Here is a 16,807-nt window from a genome sequence, read left to right on the forward strand (position 1 = left end):
ACTAAAATGCATTAAGGTTGCAAAACAAAGGTTTTGAAGATATAGTTAACACCATTTTCGTGGTTTGAATACGTAACAAAATCCGCAATATTCTTTAATTCTGAAGGGGAATTTCCCATGGCTACGCCTAAACCTGCATACTCAATCATGTCTAGGTCATTATAATTATCTCCAATGGCAATAATTTCTTCTCTTTTAATATTAAATTTGGCAGCTAAAAATTGAAGAGCATTTTTTTTAGTAGCTTCTTTAGCATACACTTCAACAAAATCGGGCAAATAAAAATAAAAATTCAAATCCTTCTGGAAAAGTTCCGCTAGCTTGCGACTGTGCTCTGCCAGTTTCTGCTTATCAGCAGCATTAATTAAAAATTTAATAATTGAATCCTGAAATTGCTCTTGTCCAGTTAGAATTTGGGGTGTTGTCCAATCTCGGTAAGTATGAATTTCCCAATTAATGCTCTTTTCATCTATAAAAATTTCATCTTGCCGGTAAATACTTATATCTAAAGAATTCGCTTGACAATAATCAATTACTTCAAGGGCGCAGCTTTCCGCAATTGTTTTTTCATAGTACTTTGTTGCCGTCTTAGCACCCTTAATCACTGCTCCGTTGCAGGTGATTAAGGGTACGTCTAACTGAAGCTTTTGGGCAAAAGGAAGTGCAGAATTATAAACTCTTCCTGTAGATAAGGTAACTAGTACATTTCGGGCTGTTGCTTGACGAATATTATCAATTGTTTCTTGCTCAATATATAAGTTATCAGTTAATAATGTACCATCTATATCAATTGCTATTAATTTATATTTCATAAAATCACCTTATTTATAGTTTACCTTTTATTATAGCATTACTCCGATTTCTTTGACAAAAAAAAGCAATTGGTACTTATATCGAACCAATTGCCTATAATTTACCCTTCTTCTGAATTTAGCATAGAAGATAATGCTATTTCCGCTAAAATCATTTTAGCCCAAAGCAGCTCTTGTTTAGTACTATCTTCTGCTCCAAGCTCCTCCGTTGTAACAGTTGCCCTTGGCGTACTCTGAGGCTGAACCTGGGCTGCCGGCTGGTACTTGGGAGGGGAAGCAGCAACGTTAATATTTTGAGCAGCAGCTTGTTGGCTGCCTGAGTCCAAATAAGACAACACTTTACTAATATATTTTTGGGTTTCCGCAAAAGGAGGCACTCCCCCATATTTTTGGACATTGCCGGGCCCGGCATTATATGCGGCTAAGGCTAATTTGATATTTTGATCATAACGATTCAGCATTGAGCTTAAATACTTGGCGGCTCCAAAAATACTTTCCGCAGGATCAAATGAATTGCTTACGCCTAAAGAGCGAGCCGTTTTTGGCATAAGCTGCATTATTCCCTGAGCACCGCTTTTGGAAACTGCATTAGGATTAAAACCTGATTCAGCCTTAGCTACAGCTTTAAGCAAAGCAGGTGAAACGCCCCATTTTTCACCTGCAGCTTGAAATAAATAATCGTATTGATTATTTCCCTTTTGCAAAGCAGCATTGAAAACCTGATTAAATTGCTGAGTCTTAGCCCCAGAGGAAACAGTGGAACTCTTCACCTGTTGTCTATTTAATTCAGTTACTCCAGATGTTTTCATTAATACAACCCTTTATACAAAGTATTTTTACTTTATTATTCTGCTTTAAACTTTATATTCCTTCTTAAAGTAGAAAGAATAGACAAAGCTTAGAATGTTTAAAATAAATAATGATTTTTACCAAAGGAGGGTGATGTTTTGTCTATTATTCTAGTTGTAATTATTCGTTCCTTTATTGCCTTTATTGGCCTTTTATTCTTAGTTCGCTTAATGAATAAACAGCAGGTAGCAGAATTAACTTTTTTTGATTATGTTGTTGGCATTACAGTTGGATCAATTGCTGCTACTCTTTCCGTCTCTGTAAACCAAAATACATTGGCTACCTTAGCAGGCATGGTAGTTTGGGCTTTACTGCCTATTTTGCTAGCCTACCTTTGCGTCCATAATCTTTGGATTAGAAAAGTAGTAGAAGGTGAAGCAACTATAGTTATTCAAAATGGCAAAATCATGGAAAATAACTTAAGAAGAATTCGCCTGACCATTGATGATTTGCTTTCGGAACTAAGGGTGAAAGGAATATTTAAAATAGAAGATGTAGAGTTTGCTCTCTTTGAAGCCAACGGGAAACTGAGCATTCAAAAAACTTCCCAAAAAAGTCCCCTTACTCCCAGCGATTTAGGAATTACTACTGCTTACGAGGGGCTGCCTACTGTCTTAATTCAAAATGGGGTTGTGCTGACGGACGCTCTAAAGTCTTTAAAATTATCTCAAGCCTGGCTTCTCCATCATTTAGCTAAAAAAAATATTTTAGATATAAAAAATGTTTCCTTGGCTCAATTAGATACCCAAGGAAACATTTATATCGACTTAAAGGACGATCAAACATTCTTCACAATTGACACCCAAAAAAATTAAAGGTGATGACAATGAAAAAAATATTATCTTTATTTTTAACTTTAGCCTTAGCTGTAATTATGGTAATCTCTGTGGTAGTAGTTAAGGAATATAATAATCTAAAAAATGATTTCTCCCAGGAAGTGAAAGAAACAGAAAATTTAATCCGCTCTGCAAATTGGTCAAGTGCTCTAGACAGTTTAAATACCACTCAGGCAACTTGGAAAAAGTTAAGACCCTTAATGCAGATTAATATTGACCATGACTACGTCAACGATATTGAAAACAATTTTACCCTACTCCAAGGCTATCTGGAAACTAAAGAGCAATCCAGTTCACTGGCCACAATTCTTTTAATTCAAGAATTTTGGCGGAGTATTGGCGAAATGTAACTTAGCAAAATAACTTAGCAAAATTTATTCCAATTCTGAGCAACAACTTTTTTGTCTTTGTAGATGCCTTCAACCTTAATTTGTTTTTCAGCTATTTTTCCTTGTACAGCTTCAATATATTCTTCAGTAATTAACAATGAAATACCACAGCATTTGCTAAATTTCCGGGGAGTAGGTGCAATAGTACTTTTAATGCCTGCTGCCTTCAGCTCCTTCCGGAGCAGCAAACCCTCATTATGATTGGCAAATAAAATATAGTATTGGAAGCTTTCTTGATCAGTCATAGAAACTACCTCAGCATTTCCAGAAAAGCTTCAATTCTAGTGCGTAGCTGCTCTGCGTCTTGTTCGCTGTAATCAGTTTCTAAATGCATTACTGGGATGCCTGCTTCTTTTAAAGCTTTCTCCACGTTATAGCTTTCTGTGGCATAAAGACTGCAGAATTTTAAGTTTGTATCTAAAACACCATCAACTTTATATTCTTTAGCCAAACGTATAATATCTGTTATACGATTGGTATTTGGTGAAAAGCAAGCGCAGTTAATTTTCATATAGCGTTCAGCTAAAGCCCGAATCTGTCCATCTAAAGTAGTCTGGGTTTCATCAACTAAATTTTCATAATAGCGGCTGCCTGTGCACATTTCTTCCACCACTACGGCTGCTCCGCTGGTTTCAACAATATGATGCAGCTTCCAATTGGGAATAGCCATGGGGGAACCAGTAATCATAATACGAGGTGTATCGGCAGGAAAGACCCCTTCTCCTTTAGCCACCCTTCCTTCTATTTCGTCACACAGAGAATTAGTCTGCTCAATGAAACGGGTAGGATCATCGTAAAAGGATACTTGAGTTGCCAGCAGTACATCTTTACCGCTAATAGGCAGAGTTGCATTTTTTCTAGCCCCATGCAAACGAGCCAACGCTTTCCGTTTTGCATTAATTAATTTAATTTTTTCTCCCAATGCTTCCGGGGTTACTTTATTTCCTGTTGTCTCTTCAACCTTTGCTAAAAATAATTTTATTTCATCTTCCCAAGCAGCAATATCTTTTGCTCTCTTCATTTGAGGCAAATCCATTACGTAGACAGGAACATCTTCAGCTAATATCTCCCAAGCTTTCTTCTTTCCATCGCAAGTTGTTTCCCCAACATAGATATCAGCAATCCGGAAAAATGGGCAGGTTTTATCTAGCCGTGCTCCCACAGAAGCTTTAATTAGTGGACAAGTATTGGCAGGAAGCACTTTTTCTCCTCCAGGAACCCAAAACTGAGATCCTCCACAGAGGCCAGTGGCAATGCCACCTGCTGCAAAAATAATTTCGTCTGGCACAAAGATACAAAAAGTACCAAACACTTTTCCACCCTTTTTTTGGTGCTCAATTAGCTCAGCTGGGCGAACACCGTGAATTTCCGCCACTACAAAATTAAAATAATCCATTCCTTCCGGACGATTATCTTGACTTAGATAAACATTAGTATAGACCTCAGGCAATACTTCGCAAAGTTTATCATGGTTTTCCAAATCCATCCCCAAACTAGTCCACATTTGTCGGTAATCAGCCATTATATTGACCTCCAATTAAATAAAATAATTCAGCAAGCTACATTTGCTACATACGTAATATATTTTTCCAAGGGTAGATTAATTACCTTTATATCTGTGATTAAATCTTTTAATGATTGCCCGACAAATTATTAAATTAATTTATACCTCTAAGCCTAGCAAAGCAGCACCTAATGCTCCTGCTAGCTGACAATATTTGGGGACATAAAGCTTAGTGCCTAACTCTTGTTCCAAATATTTTTGCACTGAATGGTTTAAAGCCACGCCGCCTGTAAAAACAATCTGTTTGCCGCTGCTCATGCGCTTAACCATAGCAGCAACCCTTTTGGCTACGGCAAGGTGTAAACCTGCTACAATTGCTTCTTTTTTTATTCCTTGGGCTAAGAGTCCAATAATTTCTGATTCTGCAAAAACTGTACAAATATTATTAATGTTGACTGGTTTTTCAACCTGGGAAAACTCCGGAAGTTCACTAACATCTAATCCTAAAGCAGCTGCCGTAACCTGTAAAAACCTTCCGGTACCGGCAGCACATTTATCGTTCATGGCAAAGTCCAGAACTTTTCCCTTAGGATCGATTTTGATTACTTTGCTGTCCTGTCCTCCGACATCAATAACCATATCAGCTCCAGGCAGCAAAAAAGCTGCTCCTTTAGCATGGCAGGTTATTTCCGTAACTTTCTGCTGTGCCAAATCTAAGGCAATTCTGCCATAGCCTGTGGCAACTATTTTATCTATTTGTTTTGCACTATACCCTTCCCGGTTCAGCAACTCGGCGTATATATCCCTTCCCGCTTGACGAGGGCTCCAACCCGTAGGACGAATTAAAGCTTTAATTTTGTCTCCGTCAATGAGCACAGCTTTAGTTGCAGTTGATCCTGCATCAATGCCAACAGCTATCATTTTAAACTCACTCCACTTTTAGCAACTACGGGCTAAAATTTTTTTCAAACTATCAAGTACATAAGCTATTTCCTGTTCAGTTGTATAGTGGCCAATACTTATTCGTAAAGCACCTTCTGGAAAAGTACCTAAGGTTTTATGAGCTAAGGGCGCACAATGCAACCCGGGGCGGGTCATGATTTTAAACTGTTGATCAAGAACATAGCATAATTCAGCATTATCCATTTGAGCTGCATTGAGAGCAATTGTACCTGTCTGCAGTTGGGGGTTGCGGGGGCCATAAACTGTAATTTCAGGCAGCTCGAGTAAACCTTCTAATAAATATTTAGTTAAAATTATTTCCCTCTCTCGTATTTTGTCTAAACCAACTTTTGATATATACTCTACTGCTGCTGCTAAACCCACAATGCCTAAGGTATTAAGAGTCCCGCTTTCAAATTTATCCGGCAGAAAATCCGGCTGAACATCTTGATCAGAAATACTTCCTGTGCCGCCTACATAAAGGGGGCGCATTATTTCTGCCACATCTTCCCGAACACAAAAACCACCTATGCCCATAGGGCCCAGCAAATGTTTATGGCCCGTAAAAGCCAGAACTGAAGCTTTTAAGTTTTGAAAATCCAGGGGCAGACAACCTGCAGTTTGGGCTGTATCGATAACAAAATATAAGCCATGAGCTGCTGCTATTTCGCCAATTTCTTTAAGAGGCACAATTGTCCCTGCCACGTTGGAAGCATGGGTAGCCACAATCATTTTAGTATTTGGCTGCAGAACTTTTTCCACTGAAGAAGGTTCAATAAGACCCTCACGGCTAGTGGGTATAATACTATAACTTACGCCAATTTTCTCCAAAAATTTTAAAGGGCGAACTACTGCATTATGCTCCAAACCAGTAATAAGAACGTGGTCGTTTGGCTGCAGAAGCCCTTGAATTGCTGTATTTAAAGCCTCTGTAATATTTGAAGTAAAAATAATTTGGTTAGGGTTAGGAACATTAAAAAACCTAGCCAAAGTTTCCCTTGCTTCCAGTACTTTTCTTCCGGCTTCTAAGGAAAGTTCATATCCTCCCCGACCAGGGTTGGAATTAATTTCTTTAAAATAATATTCAATGGCTTGCAGCACACTTGGTGGCTTAGCTTGACTTGTGGCTGCATTGTCCACATATACCTGCATTCCAATCACCTCTACTATCTAGCATATTAACATAAAAAATTTCTGATTAGAGTTAAGCTAAATATAAAATTATTTAATATTTTTTCATTCTCCATTAAAAATTTTAATGTAATGAACATATTTATCATAATTTGTTTAATTAACTCGTATCTTTTTTAAAAAAAGTAAAGGAGGTTAAAAAATTGAACAAGTTGAAAATTGTTGCAGCAGGAGCCATTATTGGCATCCTAGCAGCAGCCCTAGTCAAGTTTGGCAATCCGCTTAATATGGGGCTTTGTGTAGCCTGCTTTTTGCGGGACACTGCTGGCGCCCTAGGATTGCACCAAGCATCTACAGTCCAGTATATACGTCCTGAGATTATTGGCTTTATTTTAGGTGCTTTTGTAATTGCTTTTGGCACCAAAGAATTTAAAGCCAGGGGAGGTTCCTCTCCTCTTATCAGATTGGTCATTGGATTTTTTGTCATGATTGGTGCTCTAGTCTTTTTAGGCTGTCCTTTAAGAATGATTTTACGTCTAGCCAATGGAGATTTAAATGCTTTAACTGGTCTTTTAGGTTTTATTGCAGGAATTATCATTGGTATTCAATTTCTTAAATCCGGATTCTCCTTAGGGAGAAGTTACGGCCAGTCCAATCTGAATGGTTATATTATGCCTGTGATTGCCTTGATTTTATTATTTTTTGTAGTTATTCACCCATCTTTTATTAATTTTAGCCAAAAAGGTCCCGGGGCAGCACATGCACCTTTACTAATTTCCTTATTAGTAGGGTTAATTGTTGGGGTTGTAGCCCAAAGAAGCAGATTTTGTACTGTTGGTGGCATTAGAGATGCTTTCTTAATTAAAGATTTTCATCTTTTAAGTGGTTTAATAGGTATTTTTGTTTTTGCTATGATTGGCAATTTAATTTTTAATCCTTCCTTGATTAAAATTGGCTTTATTGGCCAGCCTATAGCCCATACTGATTTCTTATGGAATTTCTTAGGTATGACTTTAACTGGTTTAGGATCTGTACTTTTAGGCGGCTGTCCTTTTAGGCAAACCATTTTAGCTTCCGAAGGGGATTCAGATGCTGCTTTCACAATTTTAGGGTTATTCGCAGGGGCAGCATTTGCTCATAACTTTGGCTTAGCTGCAAGCCCTAAGGGTGTTTCTTTGTCTGGGCAAGTGGCTGTTATCATCGGGCTGGTTGTAGTTTTAACTATTGCACTTTTTGTCACCTGGCAGAATATAAATGCTAGTAGAAAGGTTGGTGTGCCCGTTGAGTAAAAACGTTGTTGATACTAGAGGCAGGTCGTGCCCAGAACCTGTTCTCATGACTAAGAAAGCTTTAGAAAATACTAATGAGAAGGAAATTCAAGTACTAGCCGATACTCAAGTTGCTGTAGAAAACATTAAAAGATTTGCCGAAAGAAAACACTATTCTGTTGAAATAGCTGGAGCTAATAGTGAATATACACTTACAATTAAAAAGGTGTTATGAGATGGCTTATTGTGTTGCTACTTTTCATTCATATTACACCGCCTTAAGATTTGAAAAGTCCTTAAAATTTTTCGGGATAGCAGTTAGATTGGTACCTGTGCCCAGAAAAATAAGTTCCAGCTGCGGAGTTTCCGCCAAATTTCCCGTGGAACTAAAAGAAAAAGTTATTTCTTTAGCGGCAAACCAAAATCTTGAGTACGATAAAATTTATATTTTAGATGAATAAACCTAGGTGTAAAATCCTAGGTTTTTTTTACAAAGTCACGTTCATAAATTTACTTTCACGGCAATACAAATTTAGGAAACCATAAGTTTAATTAAAGGAGCTGTTAGTTAAGATGAAAAAATGTTCCATTGTCATCCTGGCTTTCTTTATCTTCATCCTAACCTCCATTTTACCCGCAGGGGCCCAAACCCTTAAGGAAATCGGTTCTTACCAAACTCCACTTTATGACCGCAGTTCCGGACGAATTACCAACATCACTTTAGCTATGCACAAAATCAGTGGATATATTCTGGAGCCCCAAGAAGTTTTTTCTTTTAACCAAGTAGTTGGGCCTCGAACAAAAGCAACTGGTTTTAAGATCGCTAAAATCTTTGAAAATCGCCAAGTAGTTAGCGGGTACGGAGGAGGCATTTGCCAACTGTCCTCTACTTTATACCAGGCAGCCTTAAAGGCAAATTTAGTCATTACAGAAAGGCATAGTCACAGTCTAAGCGTAAAATATATTCCTCGAGGCAAGGATGCCACTGTGGCCTGGGGAAGTAAGGATTTAAAATTTGTCAATGCCACTAAGGATAGAGTGATGATAAAGAGTTTTTTTGCCAATAACTATGTTGTGGTTAAAATATTTAAAATTGCAGCGGAAAAACCCGTTACGGTACTTTTAAATGACGAGAAAGTTAGTTTCCCCGTCCCACCTTATTTTGAGGAGGGTACAGTCTTTGTTCCTCTCCGAGGGATCAGTGAAAAACTGGGCTTCTATGTTAATTGGCATCAGGATGACCAAGAGGTTAATATTTATAATAGCAACGCTGAAGTAAAGCTAAACATTGGCAGTGAAACAGCTCTTTTAAATGGGCAGGAAATTTCGTTAAGCCGCCCACCATTTTTGAAAGGTAATTATGTGTATGTTCCTTTAAGGTTTGTAGCAAAAGCATTTGGTAAGAAGGTTCAATGGCAGGAAAATGAACAAACTGTACTAATTTCCGATTGGTAATCCTAAAAAACAGGTTGCGCAGAAACGCAGCCTGTTTTACTGTAGTTTCGGGTGACTAAAAAGCAGCACTGGGCGCAGCACGTAGCTAAGAAGTTTAAAATAGTCGACCTTTCCCAAGCTAAAAGCTTTACTTACCAACTTACTTTCTAAGAAGCGAACTAATAAATCTAGCTGAGGATTATTTAGCTGCTCCATGATTCTTCTTAGGACTAGGGAGTTTAGATAATTTTTTTTGATTCCCTTAGTTAATTCTTCATAATCTCCCAGGTTGCATAAATGTTTAGCGGCATAAATCCCCGTTAAAATAGAATTAAATTGCCCAAAACCGAAGGCTGGATTAATGGTTCCAAAACAATTGCCGGTAAAAAGGATATTATTGATTCTAGGCTTCAGGCAGCGGCCAATGATATACTTTTTAACCTCAAATGTATCTGTTACTCGTAAATTTTGTCCAAGATCTTGGCAAACCCGGGTATAGAATTTTTCCCATAAATCCTCAATATTAAGTGCTGCATTATGGGGATAATCGGGAAATGCAAAAACAATATTTGCTTCTTTCCCGGAAAAGGGTATTAAATAAGCATAGCCTTGAGGCGCAAAATTATTATTGAGCCAGGCAGCAAGTTGATTAAATTTAAAAATGCCTTCAACTGTAGCACCTTTTAAAGTTACGGTCAAATCTACTTCATAATTTTGCATCTTAGTATTGTAGGCCGCATCTCCCGTAGCTACTACAACTTGGGTAAAATTTTTTGCTAATTCTTCAATAGTATAGTCAGAGTTATAAACGATTTTTGCTTTAACCTGCTTTGCTAACTGATGATCAAAAGAATCCGGGTGTCTTCCCCGCAAGTTGCTATAACCCAAATTTCCTCTAATTATACCTTTTGAATTCTCCCCAAAAAAAGTAATCTTATTAATTTGGGCAATTGGCCTAAGATAAATTCCATATTGATTAGCAAAGTAGGCTAAAGAATTTGCATAAGGCCGATTAAGGATATCCAGTAGTATTTCTCCATTAACAAAGCGATCTCCAGCAATTTTCCTTTTTTCAAAAATAACAGGATTAATACCATGCTGCTCTAAAATTTTTGCGCAAACTAAACCAGATAAGCCTGCTCCCATAATAGCTACTTCGATGACAAACACCTCTTATCCTGTTTATAAAATCCCCGATTTGCGCAATTTTATGCAATTACCGCACAGTCTACAGCCGCCCCCAGTCAGCTTCTTTTTTTATCCACTCTACAATGGCAAGTCTACCACTGGGAAAACTCCCTATGGTTATTTATTTTCTAAACCTTCAGTATAAATAATATCCTACTTTTCACAATTAACTAACAAATAATCAGATGTACAAACTGTTAGTAATTTTTTTCTTATCCTTTAATAAATTTAACTTCAGGAGATGATAAAATGGTTATTTCAGTACAAAAAATTGTAAAGCTTCTGGCAGTATTTTTTCTTTTGACTTCTACATTACTCGTATGGTACCTATGGGTTCCTAATTCCACTCAATCGGTAATGGGAGGTTTTGTTCATCAGTCCAAGTATGATCTAGAGAACTATGCCAAAATCAGAAACAAGGAAAATGAATATAGCGAAAGATTCCAGCGCCCAGCTAAGGAGCAGGCTCTGAATCTCAAGTATCATTTTCAATTGCCAGAACAAATTGATGAAGGAAAGCTGCCCAAAATTGCCCCAGGTTATCCGGGAAATTATGCTAATGCCGTAGATGTTATTCATGCCTATTATTCCATTCTAAAAGAGGCAGCTAATATGTACGGCTATTCCGGAGGATGCGGTACTGTAGGCTTAGATAAACTACCTTATCCCTATGCTTATGAACTGCTAAGCCCTAGTAAAAAAATGCAGTTGCCTTTAAGTTCCTTTATCCAATCCTTTTCCGGAATTGGCCACACTACCCTTTTAAAAGTTCTTCCTGCATATATGCCTCCCGATACACCGGAAAACAGACAATATCATTTAGTAGAAATTGAAGTAATTACAGGCCCCCGCTATAAGGAAAACAAAGCTCAGCCTAGCTGTTTTGCTTATTATTATGGGCTCATAACTACCGAACAGGTTGCTTCCGGTGGCTGGAAAATTAAATCATTAAATTATCTACCAGAAGATTTTTTATGTGCTCCTTACCACCATTGGGACTGGGATGCCCCAAGTATTGTTGAAGCTATTTATAAGAACTGGTACGGACTAATCGATAAAATTGTCAATATTGAAAGAAAAGATTCTCTCATCTACGTTTACGCTATAGGCAAGCAAGGTAGATATAGGTTTGATTTTGTTCGATTGACAAATGGTTATGATATTTTATTACATGAGTATATTGCACAAGGTATCCGCTGGAAAGAAACAAATTTACTAAAAAAAGAACATCAAGATTTTAAATTTTCCATCTTAAATTCCTGTTTTAAAAATTAGTTTCAACTATGGCTGTTAATTCAGGGGACTTCAATGGGAAGGCACTAGATTTATTAACTGTATTCCTTTGGAAGTAGGATGGATTTCTTTGCCCTTGCGCTCGTAACAGTTGTCTGCTCATAAAGAAAAGGCTGGCTTAAAACTGCTAAAAACCTCCGGGCAACTAAATCATAAATTTTACGTTCCTCTGAACTTAAAGCATTTATGTCCAAATAAAGCAGCCTGTGAACTTACCAGGCTGCTTTGTTTTATTGAATATCGATTTTTCTTCCTTTAGACTTTGAAGGTTCACTCTTTGGAACTGTAATAGACAAAATACCATCTTTATATTCAGCTTTTGCTTGATCCGATATTACCCCTACAGGCAGGGGAATCGTCCTAGAAAAATTTCCATAATACCTTTCTGTTCTGTAGACGTTTTCATCCTTTAACTCATTTTCCTTTTTTGTCTGTCCAGAAATTCTTATGGAGTTTTCATCAATATACAAATTTAAATCTTCTTTTGCAACACCAGGTATTTCAGCCTTGACTATTATATCAGCGTCTGTTTGGTAAATATCCACTCTCGGTGCTGACATTCCGCTAAATAATTTTGTTGGTAAATAATCAAAGAAATTGCTCATTTCCCTTCCAAAGTTATCCATATCCCTAATAGAATTCCACGGAATAAGACTCATGTAAAATCCTCCTTTATATTTTTAAGTTTAGGATTTGCTTTTTTTAATTTTTTATAAGTATTTTTCGAACATGTTTAACAAAATTCTAGCTTATAAATAATTAATCCTTAATCATGGCTAGCAAATTTTAGGTTTATATTACTCAATAATTATCCTTTGTTGCTAATAATCCTCTGCTTAAAACTTACCATCTATTCCTATGTATCCTTGCTGGGTAAAATCGTTCCGTAGGTTCTTTAGTCTCTGCGGGGTAACCAATTGGCATGATGGAGAGAGGTATAATGCTTTCCGGTAATCCTAATAGCTTTTGCAGTGCCTTTACTCTGTCTTCCATGGGATATACACCAAGCCATACTGAGCCTAACCCCAGTTCCTGTGCCATCAAAAGCATATTTTCCATGGCAGCAGAACAGTCCTGTACCCAAAAGCCTGGAAATTTTTCCAGAGACAGATCACCACAAACAACAATTGCTTGGCTAACCTCTTTTAGCATTTGGGAATAGGGGTGAAACTTTGGTATCTCATTAAGAACGGCTTTATCATCAATAATAACAAAGTGCCAGGGCTGCTCATTGCCAGCAGATGGTGCTGCCATGCCTGCTCGTAATATCTTTTCAATCAGTTCCTCTGAAACTACCCTCTCGGTATATTTTCTAATGCTTCTCCTATCGAAAATTGCCTGCATAATTTACCTCCTTGTTTTCCTTTAATAAGGTTTTATCCCAACATAAGTTTTTCTATACAACGTATAAAAAACTGGTAAATTATTATTATAAAAAACGCTATCAAATATAGCAAATTTTAATTACTAATAGAAAAGGGGAGAAAAATGAACGAAACTGTAAAAACCATCTTAAACAGACGAAGTATACGAAAGTTTAAAAAGGAGCAGATTAAGGACGAAGAACTACAAACTATCCTTGAAGCAGGTAAATTTGCTCCAAGTGCCATGAACCAGCAATCCTGGCACTTTACTGTGGTACAAAAGAAGGAAATGCTGCAAAGGATAAATGAAGTCTGTAAAGCTGCTTTTCTAAAATCGGGCAACAAAAACTTTGAGGAAAGGGCTAAAGCCGAAGACTTCAGTATTTTCTACAATGCTCCCACCTTTATTATCGTTACTGGCGACCAAAAAGCCATTGCACCGTAAAATGACGGAAGCTTGGCACTAGGAAATATGTTTCTGGCAGCAGAGTCTTTAGGGATTGGCTCTTGCTGGATACATACAATGAATTTCGTATTTCCTACTGAAGACGGGCAAATTCTAATAAAAGAATTGGGCATTCCTAAGGATTATGTCTCTGTTGGTTCTGGTGCATTCGGTTATAAAGGCGAGGGCCAACCCTCCCCTGCTCCAAGGAAAGAGGGCACAGTAAATATTATTAGATAACCTGGATAAAGTGTAATTGAAAGCACCATCCAATGCTCTATTGAGTAATATGGTGCTTTCTAAGTACCTGAATGCAATTTATTTTATAACACGCTATTATTTAGACTACAAATATTAGTATTCCATTTAAGCCATTAAATAATAGATTTGATCGGAGAAGCTCATATTTTTTGTGTCCCATTTTCTTGGTGGACAATCTATAGTCTCATAAGGAACCCCTAACTCATCAACAAATTGAAAAAATCTTTTATCTAACCAAGGAGGTGTCCAAGCACCCGACCTGCAAATATGTATTGCTGTCACTTTAATGTCCCCATCCAAATCATTTAATGATAGGTATCGTACATTGTAAAAACTATTTATAGCTTTAAAATACTCCGGCTTTTCGGCAGTATACGGGCTATAAATAATATTTGCCTGTTCTATCAATTTGCTCTTTAAGAGCTTACCTAGCCAATTAGCGCAATTAACTTCAAAATTTAAATTAGAAAGACCTCCATAGCCCAAATCGGAATGGGCATCAAATAAGTACACCGTAGAACAGCCATTATTTTTGGCTATATCAAAGGACAATGCATGGGAGTCGGAAACATAAGCTTTTATACCCTTTACAAATTGAAAGTGCTTTTTAATCTTCTTCCAAAACGTATCTGCCTCTAAGGATAACTGAAAGGTTTTTTTTATATCTTTTCCACTTGCCTTTAATTGAAAATACCGTTTATACCATAGATTAATCCTGTTCTTATTATTCTCTAAATATGAACCCCCATTTTCATTTTTTGTATTAATGAAGTAATCCCAATCAATGGATAGTAAGCACTTTTGCATAATATCACTCGCCCCCCAAGTAATAGTAATTACTTATGACCTAAAGTGCTTTTGCAGCAAATTAAAATTCTCTTCCCTTATAAAACAATACTGATAGTCCATAGGATAGAAGCATGAATATAACAACCCCGGCACTTAGCAATACTCCAATGGCCACATTCCCTTGGGATTTTATGAAATTAGCTCCCTTAAGGCTAAAGTCTTTAAAATCTTTACGCAGGCCCTTTATTTCTAGAATCGGTGCTATCTTTTACCCCTCCTCATACAGCAGCTTCAGCATTTCCTGGAGTTCTTCCAAGGAAATGTTGATAGTCTGGGCAGCTGACACTCCCTCTAACAATTTCTCTTCTACAATTCTAGTCCTTGCCTCTTTAAGCAATTCCTTCTTCTGCGCTGAAACGAAAGAGCCTTTTCCTGGCATACTTACAATGTAACCTTCTTTTTCTAATTCCTCATAAGCTCTTTTAGTCCGGGCTATGCTTAATTCTATTTTTAACCGGCTTGATTGCTGTAAGTAACTGTTAATTTATTTTTAAACCTTAATAAAATTTGGTAAAATGTTTTTCCTAATAGAAGTGCAAAAATAACATTCGCTACAGCATGCAAAGTATCAAAAGCAAAACTAGCGATATACGTTGCAATAAAAGTTTGTAAATTTAAAGGGTAGACAAAACCGACCCAATGCCAAATATTCATAATCCAGCCAAACAAATATCCCCATAAACCACCTAAAACTGTAAATGCCCCTAAATGCATTTGCTCTTTCCCATGAGCAAGCACCGCTGCAGATACTCCGGTCAGTCCCCAGCAAAACATTTGCCATGGTGTCCATGGTCCCTGGCCTAAAAACAAATTAGAAACTAAAGCAGCAATAGCACCAGTTAAAAAGCCCGTTTGGGCACCAAAAACATATCCTGTAATCATTACCATAAAAGTCGTGGGCTGAAAACCGGGAATAATAGCAAAAGGCACCCGGGCAATAGCAGCTAAAGATGCCATTGTAGCTATAACGGCAACATCCTTAGCTGATGTTGAACTGCCCTCAAAGCGGCAAAAAAATGCCATTAAAGCTAAACATAATAGGACAGCCGACAGTAAGGGCCAGTAGTTTCCAAGTAAAGAATTTCCCTGAAACAAGCCGACTGCCAAGATAACACCTATGCCCAATACTAAGCCGGGGAAAAAATACTTCTTCATTTCGTCCCCTTCTTTGGAACAGTTTTTTGCACAGTTGACTTCTTCACTACCGGATCAACATATTTTCCACCGTTAACCGGATGAGGATTACCAGATAAAGCTAATAAGCTATACGCAGTAACCAACACTTTAGAAGAAGGGGTTTCTGCAGTCCAAGAAAAAAAGCCCTTTTCCTTTTGCAAACCCAGCAGATGAGTCAGCACATTTTTACCATTAACGCTCCACTCTTTTGCCGCCGGGTCAATCCCTGCCGCCACTAATCCCTGGATCACCCAAGCATCAGTTGCACTATTCGATTTATCTCCCATCCAACCGCTGTTAAAACCTCCATCCTTGCCTTGGCAAGTTTTTAAATAAGTCACGGCCTTTTGCATAGCCAAGGAATTGGACTGATTTTCACCTAAAACCGTTAAGGCTTGAAGAGCAGCACCAGTATCGTCAGCATCGCTGTCTACGCCTTCAAACCAGCCAAATCCACCATCTTTATTTTGCCGATCCAAGAGCCATTGCTTAGCCAATTCCTGATTAGGAATTTTTTCTCCGGCAGAAGCAAGAGCTAAAATAGACCAGATATGGACATTAATCGCCCCTGTTTCTTGCTGAGCAGGCTGTCCAAACTGCCCATTCTTTTGTTGAAAAGAAGTAATTTTTTGCACTAAGTTAGTACCTTGGTAGACAGTACTTTGTTGAGCAGTAGTTAACGCTAAAAGCAAGCGGGCGTAATCACATGTAGTCTTTAAAGTTTCCTTGCTCTTCATAACATAATCCAGAGGGCTTTGACCTTTTGGTTTCCAATTGTTACTCGTCACATTTTCCCCTACAGAGGATAGTGCCATCATCACCCATAGCGTTGTTGTCCGGTCACTGGGACGTCCTTCCCGTGGACTAAAACCACCATCTTTATTTTGTACACTATGCAAATATTGCAAACCTTTGGTTATATTGACCTGATAATCCTGCTTCCATAAAGCCGGGGCAGCAAAAGCATAACAATTAAAAGCAAAAAAACTTAAAACTACCAAACTAATATTAACCAGTCTGTTTTTCTTTAGCATCATTCAAACTCCTTCCAAATATATTAAGACTA

The 16,807-nt window shown here is 37.7% G+C and carries 20 protein-coding genes and 1 pseudogene; 8 read left to right on the top strand and 13 right to left on the bottom strand.

Features of this window, described 5'->3' with window-relative positions; genetic code table 11:
- Nucleotides 1-11: 11 nt before the first annotated feature.
- Complete coding sequence (locus tag RDV78_01750) at nucleotides 12-812, bottom strand: Cof-type HAD-IIB family hydrolase (GenBank protein ID MDS1029229.1); 801 nt, start codon at nucleotides 810-812, stop codon at nucleotides 12-14.
- Between the two features lie 101 nt (nucleotides 813-913).
- Nucleotides 914-1,621 (bottom strand): lytic transglycosylase domain-containing protein, encoded by a 708-nt coding sequence (locus RDV78_01755; protein ID MDS1029230.1) that lies wholly within the window; start codon nucleotides 1,619-1,621, stop codon nucleotides 914-916.
- 138 nt (nucleotides 1,622-1,759) lie between these two features.
- Between RDV78_01755 and RDV78_01760 the strand changes: the two genes are divergently transcribed.
- Nucleotides 1,760-2,476: a DUF421 domain-containing protein gene (locus tag RDV78_01760; protein MDS1029231.1), complete on the top strand. Its 717-nt coding sequence runs from the start codon at nucleotides 1,760-1,762 to the stop codon at nucleotides 2,474-2,476.
- An 11-nt stretch (nucleotides 2,477-2,487) separates the two neighbouring features.
- Complete coding sequence (locus RDV78_01765) at nucleotides 2,488-2,847, top strand: DUF4363 family protein (GenBank protein MDS1029232.1); 360 nt, start codon at nucleotides 2,488-2,490, stop codon at nucleotides 2,845-2,847.
- 14 nt (nucleotides 2,848-2,861) lie between these two features.
- On the opposite strand, the gene RDV78_01770 is transcribed toward RDV78_01765, so the two are convergent.
- The 4 genes from RDV78_01770 to RDV78_01785 form a co-directional block, all read right to left on the bottom strand.
- Nucleotides 2,862-3,131 (bottom strand): DUF3343 domain-containing protein, encoded by a 270-nt coding sequence (locus RDV78_01770; GenBank protein MDS1029233.1) that lies wholly within the window; start codon nucleotides 3,129-3,131, stop codon nucleotides 2,862-2,864.
- A gap of 5 nt (nucleotides 3,132-3,136) precedes the next feature.
- Nucleotides 3,137-4,408 carry a double-cubane-cluster-containing anaerobic reductase gene (locus tag RDV78_01775; protein MDS1029234.1) on the bottom strand — a complete coding sequence of 424 codons (1,272 nt, stop codon included), beginning with the start codon at nucleotides 4,406-4,408 and terminating at the stop codon, nucleotides 3,137-3,139.
- A 141-nt stretch (nucleotides 4,409-4,549) separates the two neighbouring features.
- A complete protein-coding gene (locus RDV78_01780) occupies nucleotides 4,550-5,311 on the bottom strand; it encodes an acyl-CoA dehydratase activase (GenBank protein ID MDS1029235.1) in 762 nt (253 codons plus the stop codon).
- An 18-nt stretch (nucleotides 5,312-5,329) separates the two neighbouring features.
- Nucleotides 5,330-6,484 (bottom strand): aminotransferase class V-fold PLP-dependent enzyme, encoded by a 1,155-nt coding sequence (locus RDV78_01785; GenBank protein MDS1029236.1) that lies wholly within the window; start codon nucleotides 6,482-6,484, stop codon nucleotides 5,330-5,332.
- Between the two features lie 182 nt (nucleotides 6,485-6,666).
- Between RDV78_01785 and yedE the strand changes: the two genes are divergently transcribed.
- The 4 genes from yedE to RDV78_01805 all read left to right on the top strand — a co-directional run bounded on the left by yedE (nucleotide 6,667) and on the right by RDV78_01805 (nucleotide 9,186).
- Nucleotides 6,667-7,752 (top strand): YedE family putative selenium transporter, encoded by a 1,086-nt coding sequence (yedE, locus tag RDV78_01790; protein MDS1029237.1) that lies wholly within the window; start codon nucleotides 6,667-6,669, stop codon nucleotides 7,750-7,752.
- Nucleotides 7,745-7,966 (top strand): sulfurtransferase TusA family protein, encoded by a 222-nt coding sequence (locus tag RDV78_01795; protein MDS1029238.1) that lies wholly within the window; start codon nucleotides 7,745-7,747, stop codon nucleotides 7,964-7,966. The genes yedE and RDV78_01795 overlap by 8 nt, the downstream gene beginning before the upstream one ends.
- Nucleotide 7,967: 1 nt before the next feature.
- A complete protein-coding gene (locus RDV78_01800) occupies nucleotides 7,968-8,192 on the top strand; it encodes a DUF3343 domain-containing protein (GenBank protein MDS1029239.1) in 225 nt (74 codons plus the stop codon).
- Nucleotides 8,193-8,304: 112 nt separating this feature from the next.
- On the top strand, nucleotides 8,305-9,186 hold the full coding sequence (locus RDV78_01805) for a VanW family protein (GenBank protein MDS1029240.1): 882 nt from the start codon (nucleotides 8,305-8,307) through the stop codon (nucleotides 9,184-9,186).
- A gap of 36 nt (nucleotides 9,187-9,222) precedes the next feature.
- Here RDV78_01805 and RDV78_01810 read toward each other — a convergent pair whose 3' ends face one another.
- Nucleotides 9,223-10,335: an NAD(P)/FAD-dependent oxidoreductase gene (locus RDV78_01810; protein ID MDS1029241.1), complete on the bottom strand. Its 1,113-nt coding sequence runs from the start codon at nucleotides 10,333-10,335 to the stop codon at nucleotides 9,223-9,225.
- A gap of 267 nt (nucleotides 10,336-10,602) precedes the next feature.
- Between RDV78_01810 and RDV78_01815 the strand changes: the two genes are divergently transcribed.
- Nucleotides 10,603-11,628 (top strand): hypothetical protein, encoded by a 1,026-nt coding sequence (locus RDV78_01815; GenBank protein MDS1029242.1) that lies wholly within the window; start codon nucleotides 10,603-10,605, stop codon nucleotides 11,626-11,628.
- A gap of 248 nt (nucleotides 11,629-11,876) precedes the next feature.
- On the opposite strand, the gene RDV78_01820 is transcribed toward RDV78_01815, so the two are convergent.
- Nucleotides 11,877-12,305: an Hsp20/alpha crystallin family protein gene (locus tag RDV78_01820; GenBank protein ID MDS1029243.1), complete on the bottom strand. Its 429-nt coding sequence runs from the start codon at nucleotides 12,303-12,305 to the stop codon at nucleotides 11,877-11,879.
- Nucleotides 12,306-12,489: 184 nt separating this feature from the next.
- A complete protein-coding gene (locus RDV78_01825; protein MDS1029244.1) occupies nucleotides 12,490-12,990 on the bottom strand; it encodes a nitroreductase family protein in 501 nt (166 codons plus the stop codon).
- A gap of 144 nt (nucleotides 12,991-13,134) precedes the next feature.
- Between RDV78_01825 and RDV78_01830 the strand changes: the two are divergent.
- Nucleotides 13,135-13,695, top strand: a pseudogene (locus tag RDV78_01830) (nitroreductase).
- Nucleotides 13,696-13,821: 126 nt separating this feature from the next.
- Here RDV78_01830 and RDV78_01835 read toward each other — a convergent pair.
- The 4 genes from RDV78_01835 to RDV78_01850 form a co-directional block, all read right to left on the bottom strand.
- On the bottom strand, nucleotides 13,822-14,523 hold the full coding sequence (locus RDV78_01835; GenBank protein MDS1029245.1) for an arginase: 702 nt from the start codon (nucleotides 14,521-14,523) through the stop codon (nucleotides 13,822-13,824).
- A 250-nt stretch (nucleotides 14,524-14,773) separates the two neighbouring features.
- The gene (locus RDV78_01840; protein MDS1029246.1) at nucleotides 14,774-14,944 is read right to left on the bottom strand and encodes a hypothetical protein; all 171 of its coding nucleotides are present in this window, start codon (nucleotides 14,942-14,944) and stop codon (nucleotides 14,774-14,776) included.
- A gap of 71 nt (nucleotides 14,945-15,015) precedes the next feature.
- Nucleotides 15,016-15,720 carry an ECF transporter S component gene (locus tag RDV78_01845; protein ID MDS1029247.1) on the bottom strand — a complete coding sequence of 235 codons (705 nt, stop codon included), beginning with the start codon at nucleotides 15,718-15,720 and terminating at the stop codon, nucleotides 15,016-15,018.
- On the bottom strand, nucleotides 15,717-16,778 hold the full coding sequence (locus RDV78_01850; protein MDS1029248.1) for a terpene cyclase/mutase family protein: 1,062 nt from the start codon (nucleotides 16,776-16,778) through the stop codon (nucleotides 15,717-15,719). The genes RDV78_01845 and RDV78_01850 overlap by 4 nt, the downstream gene beginning before the upstream one ends.
- Nucleotides 16,779-16,807 lie beyond the last annotated feature (29 nt).

The sequence above is a fragment of the Bacillota bacterium LX-D genome (assembly GCA_031628995.1).
In the GTDB taxonomy this organism is placed as follows: domain Bacteria; phylum Bacillota; class DUOV01; order DUOV01; family Zhaonellaceae; genus JAVLUO01.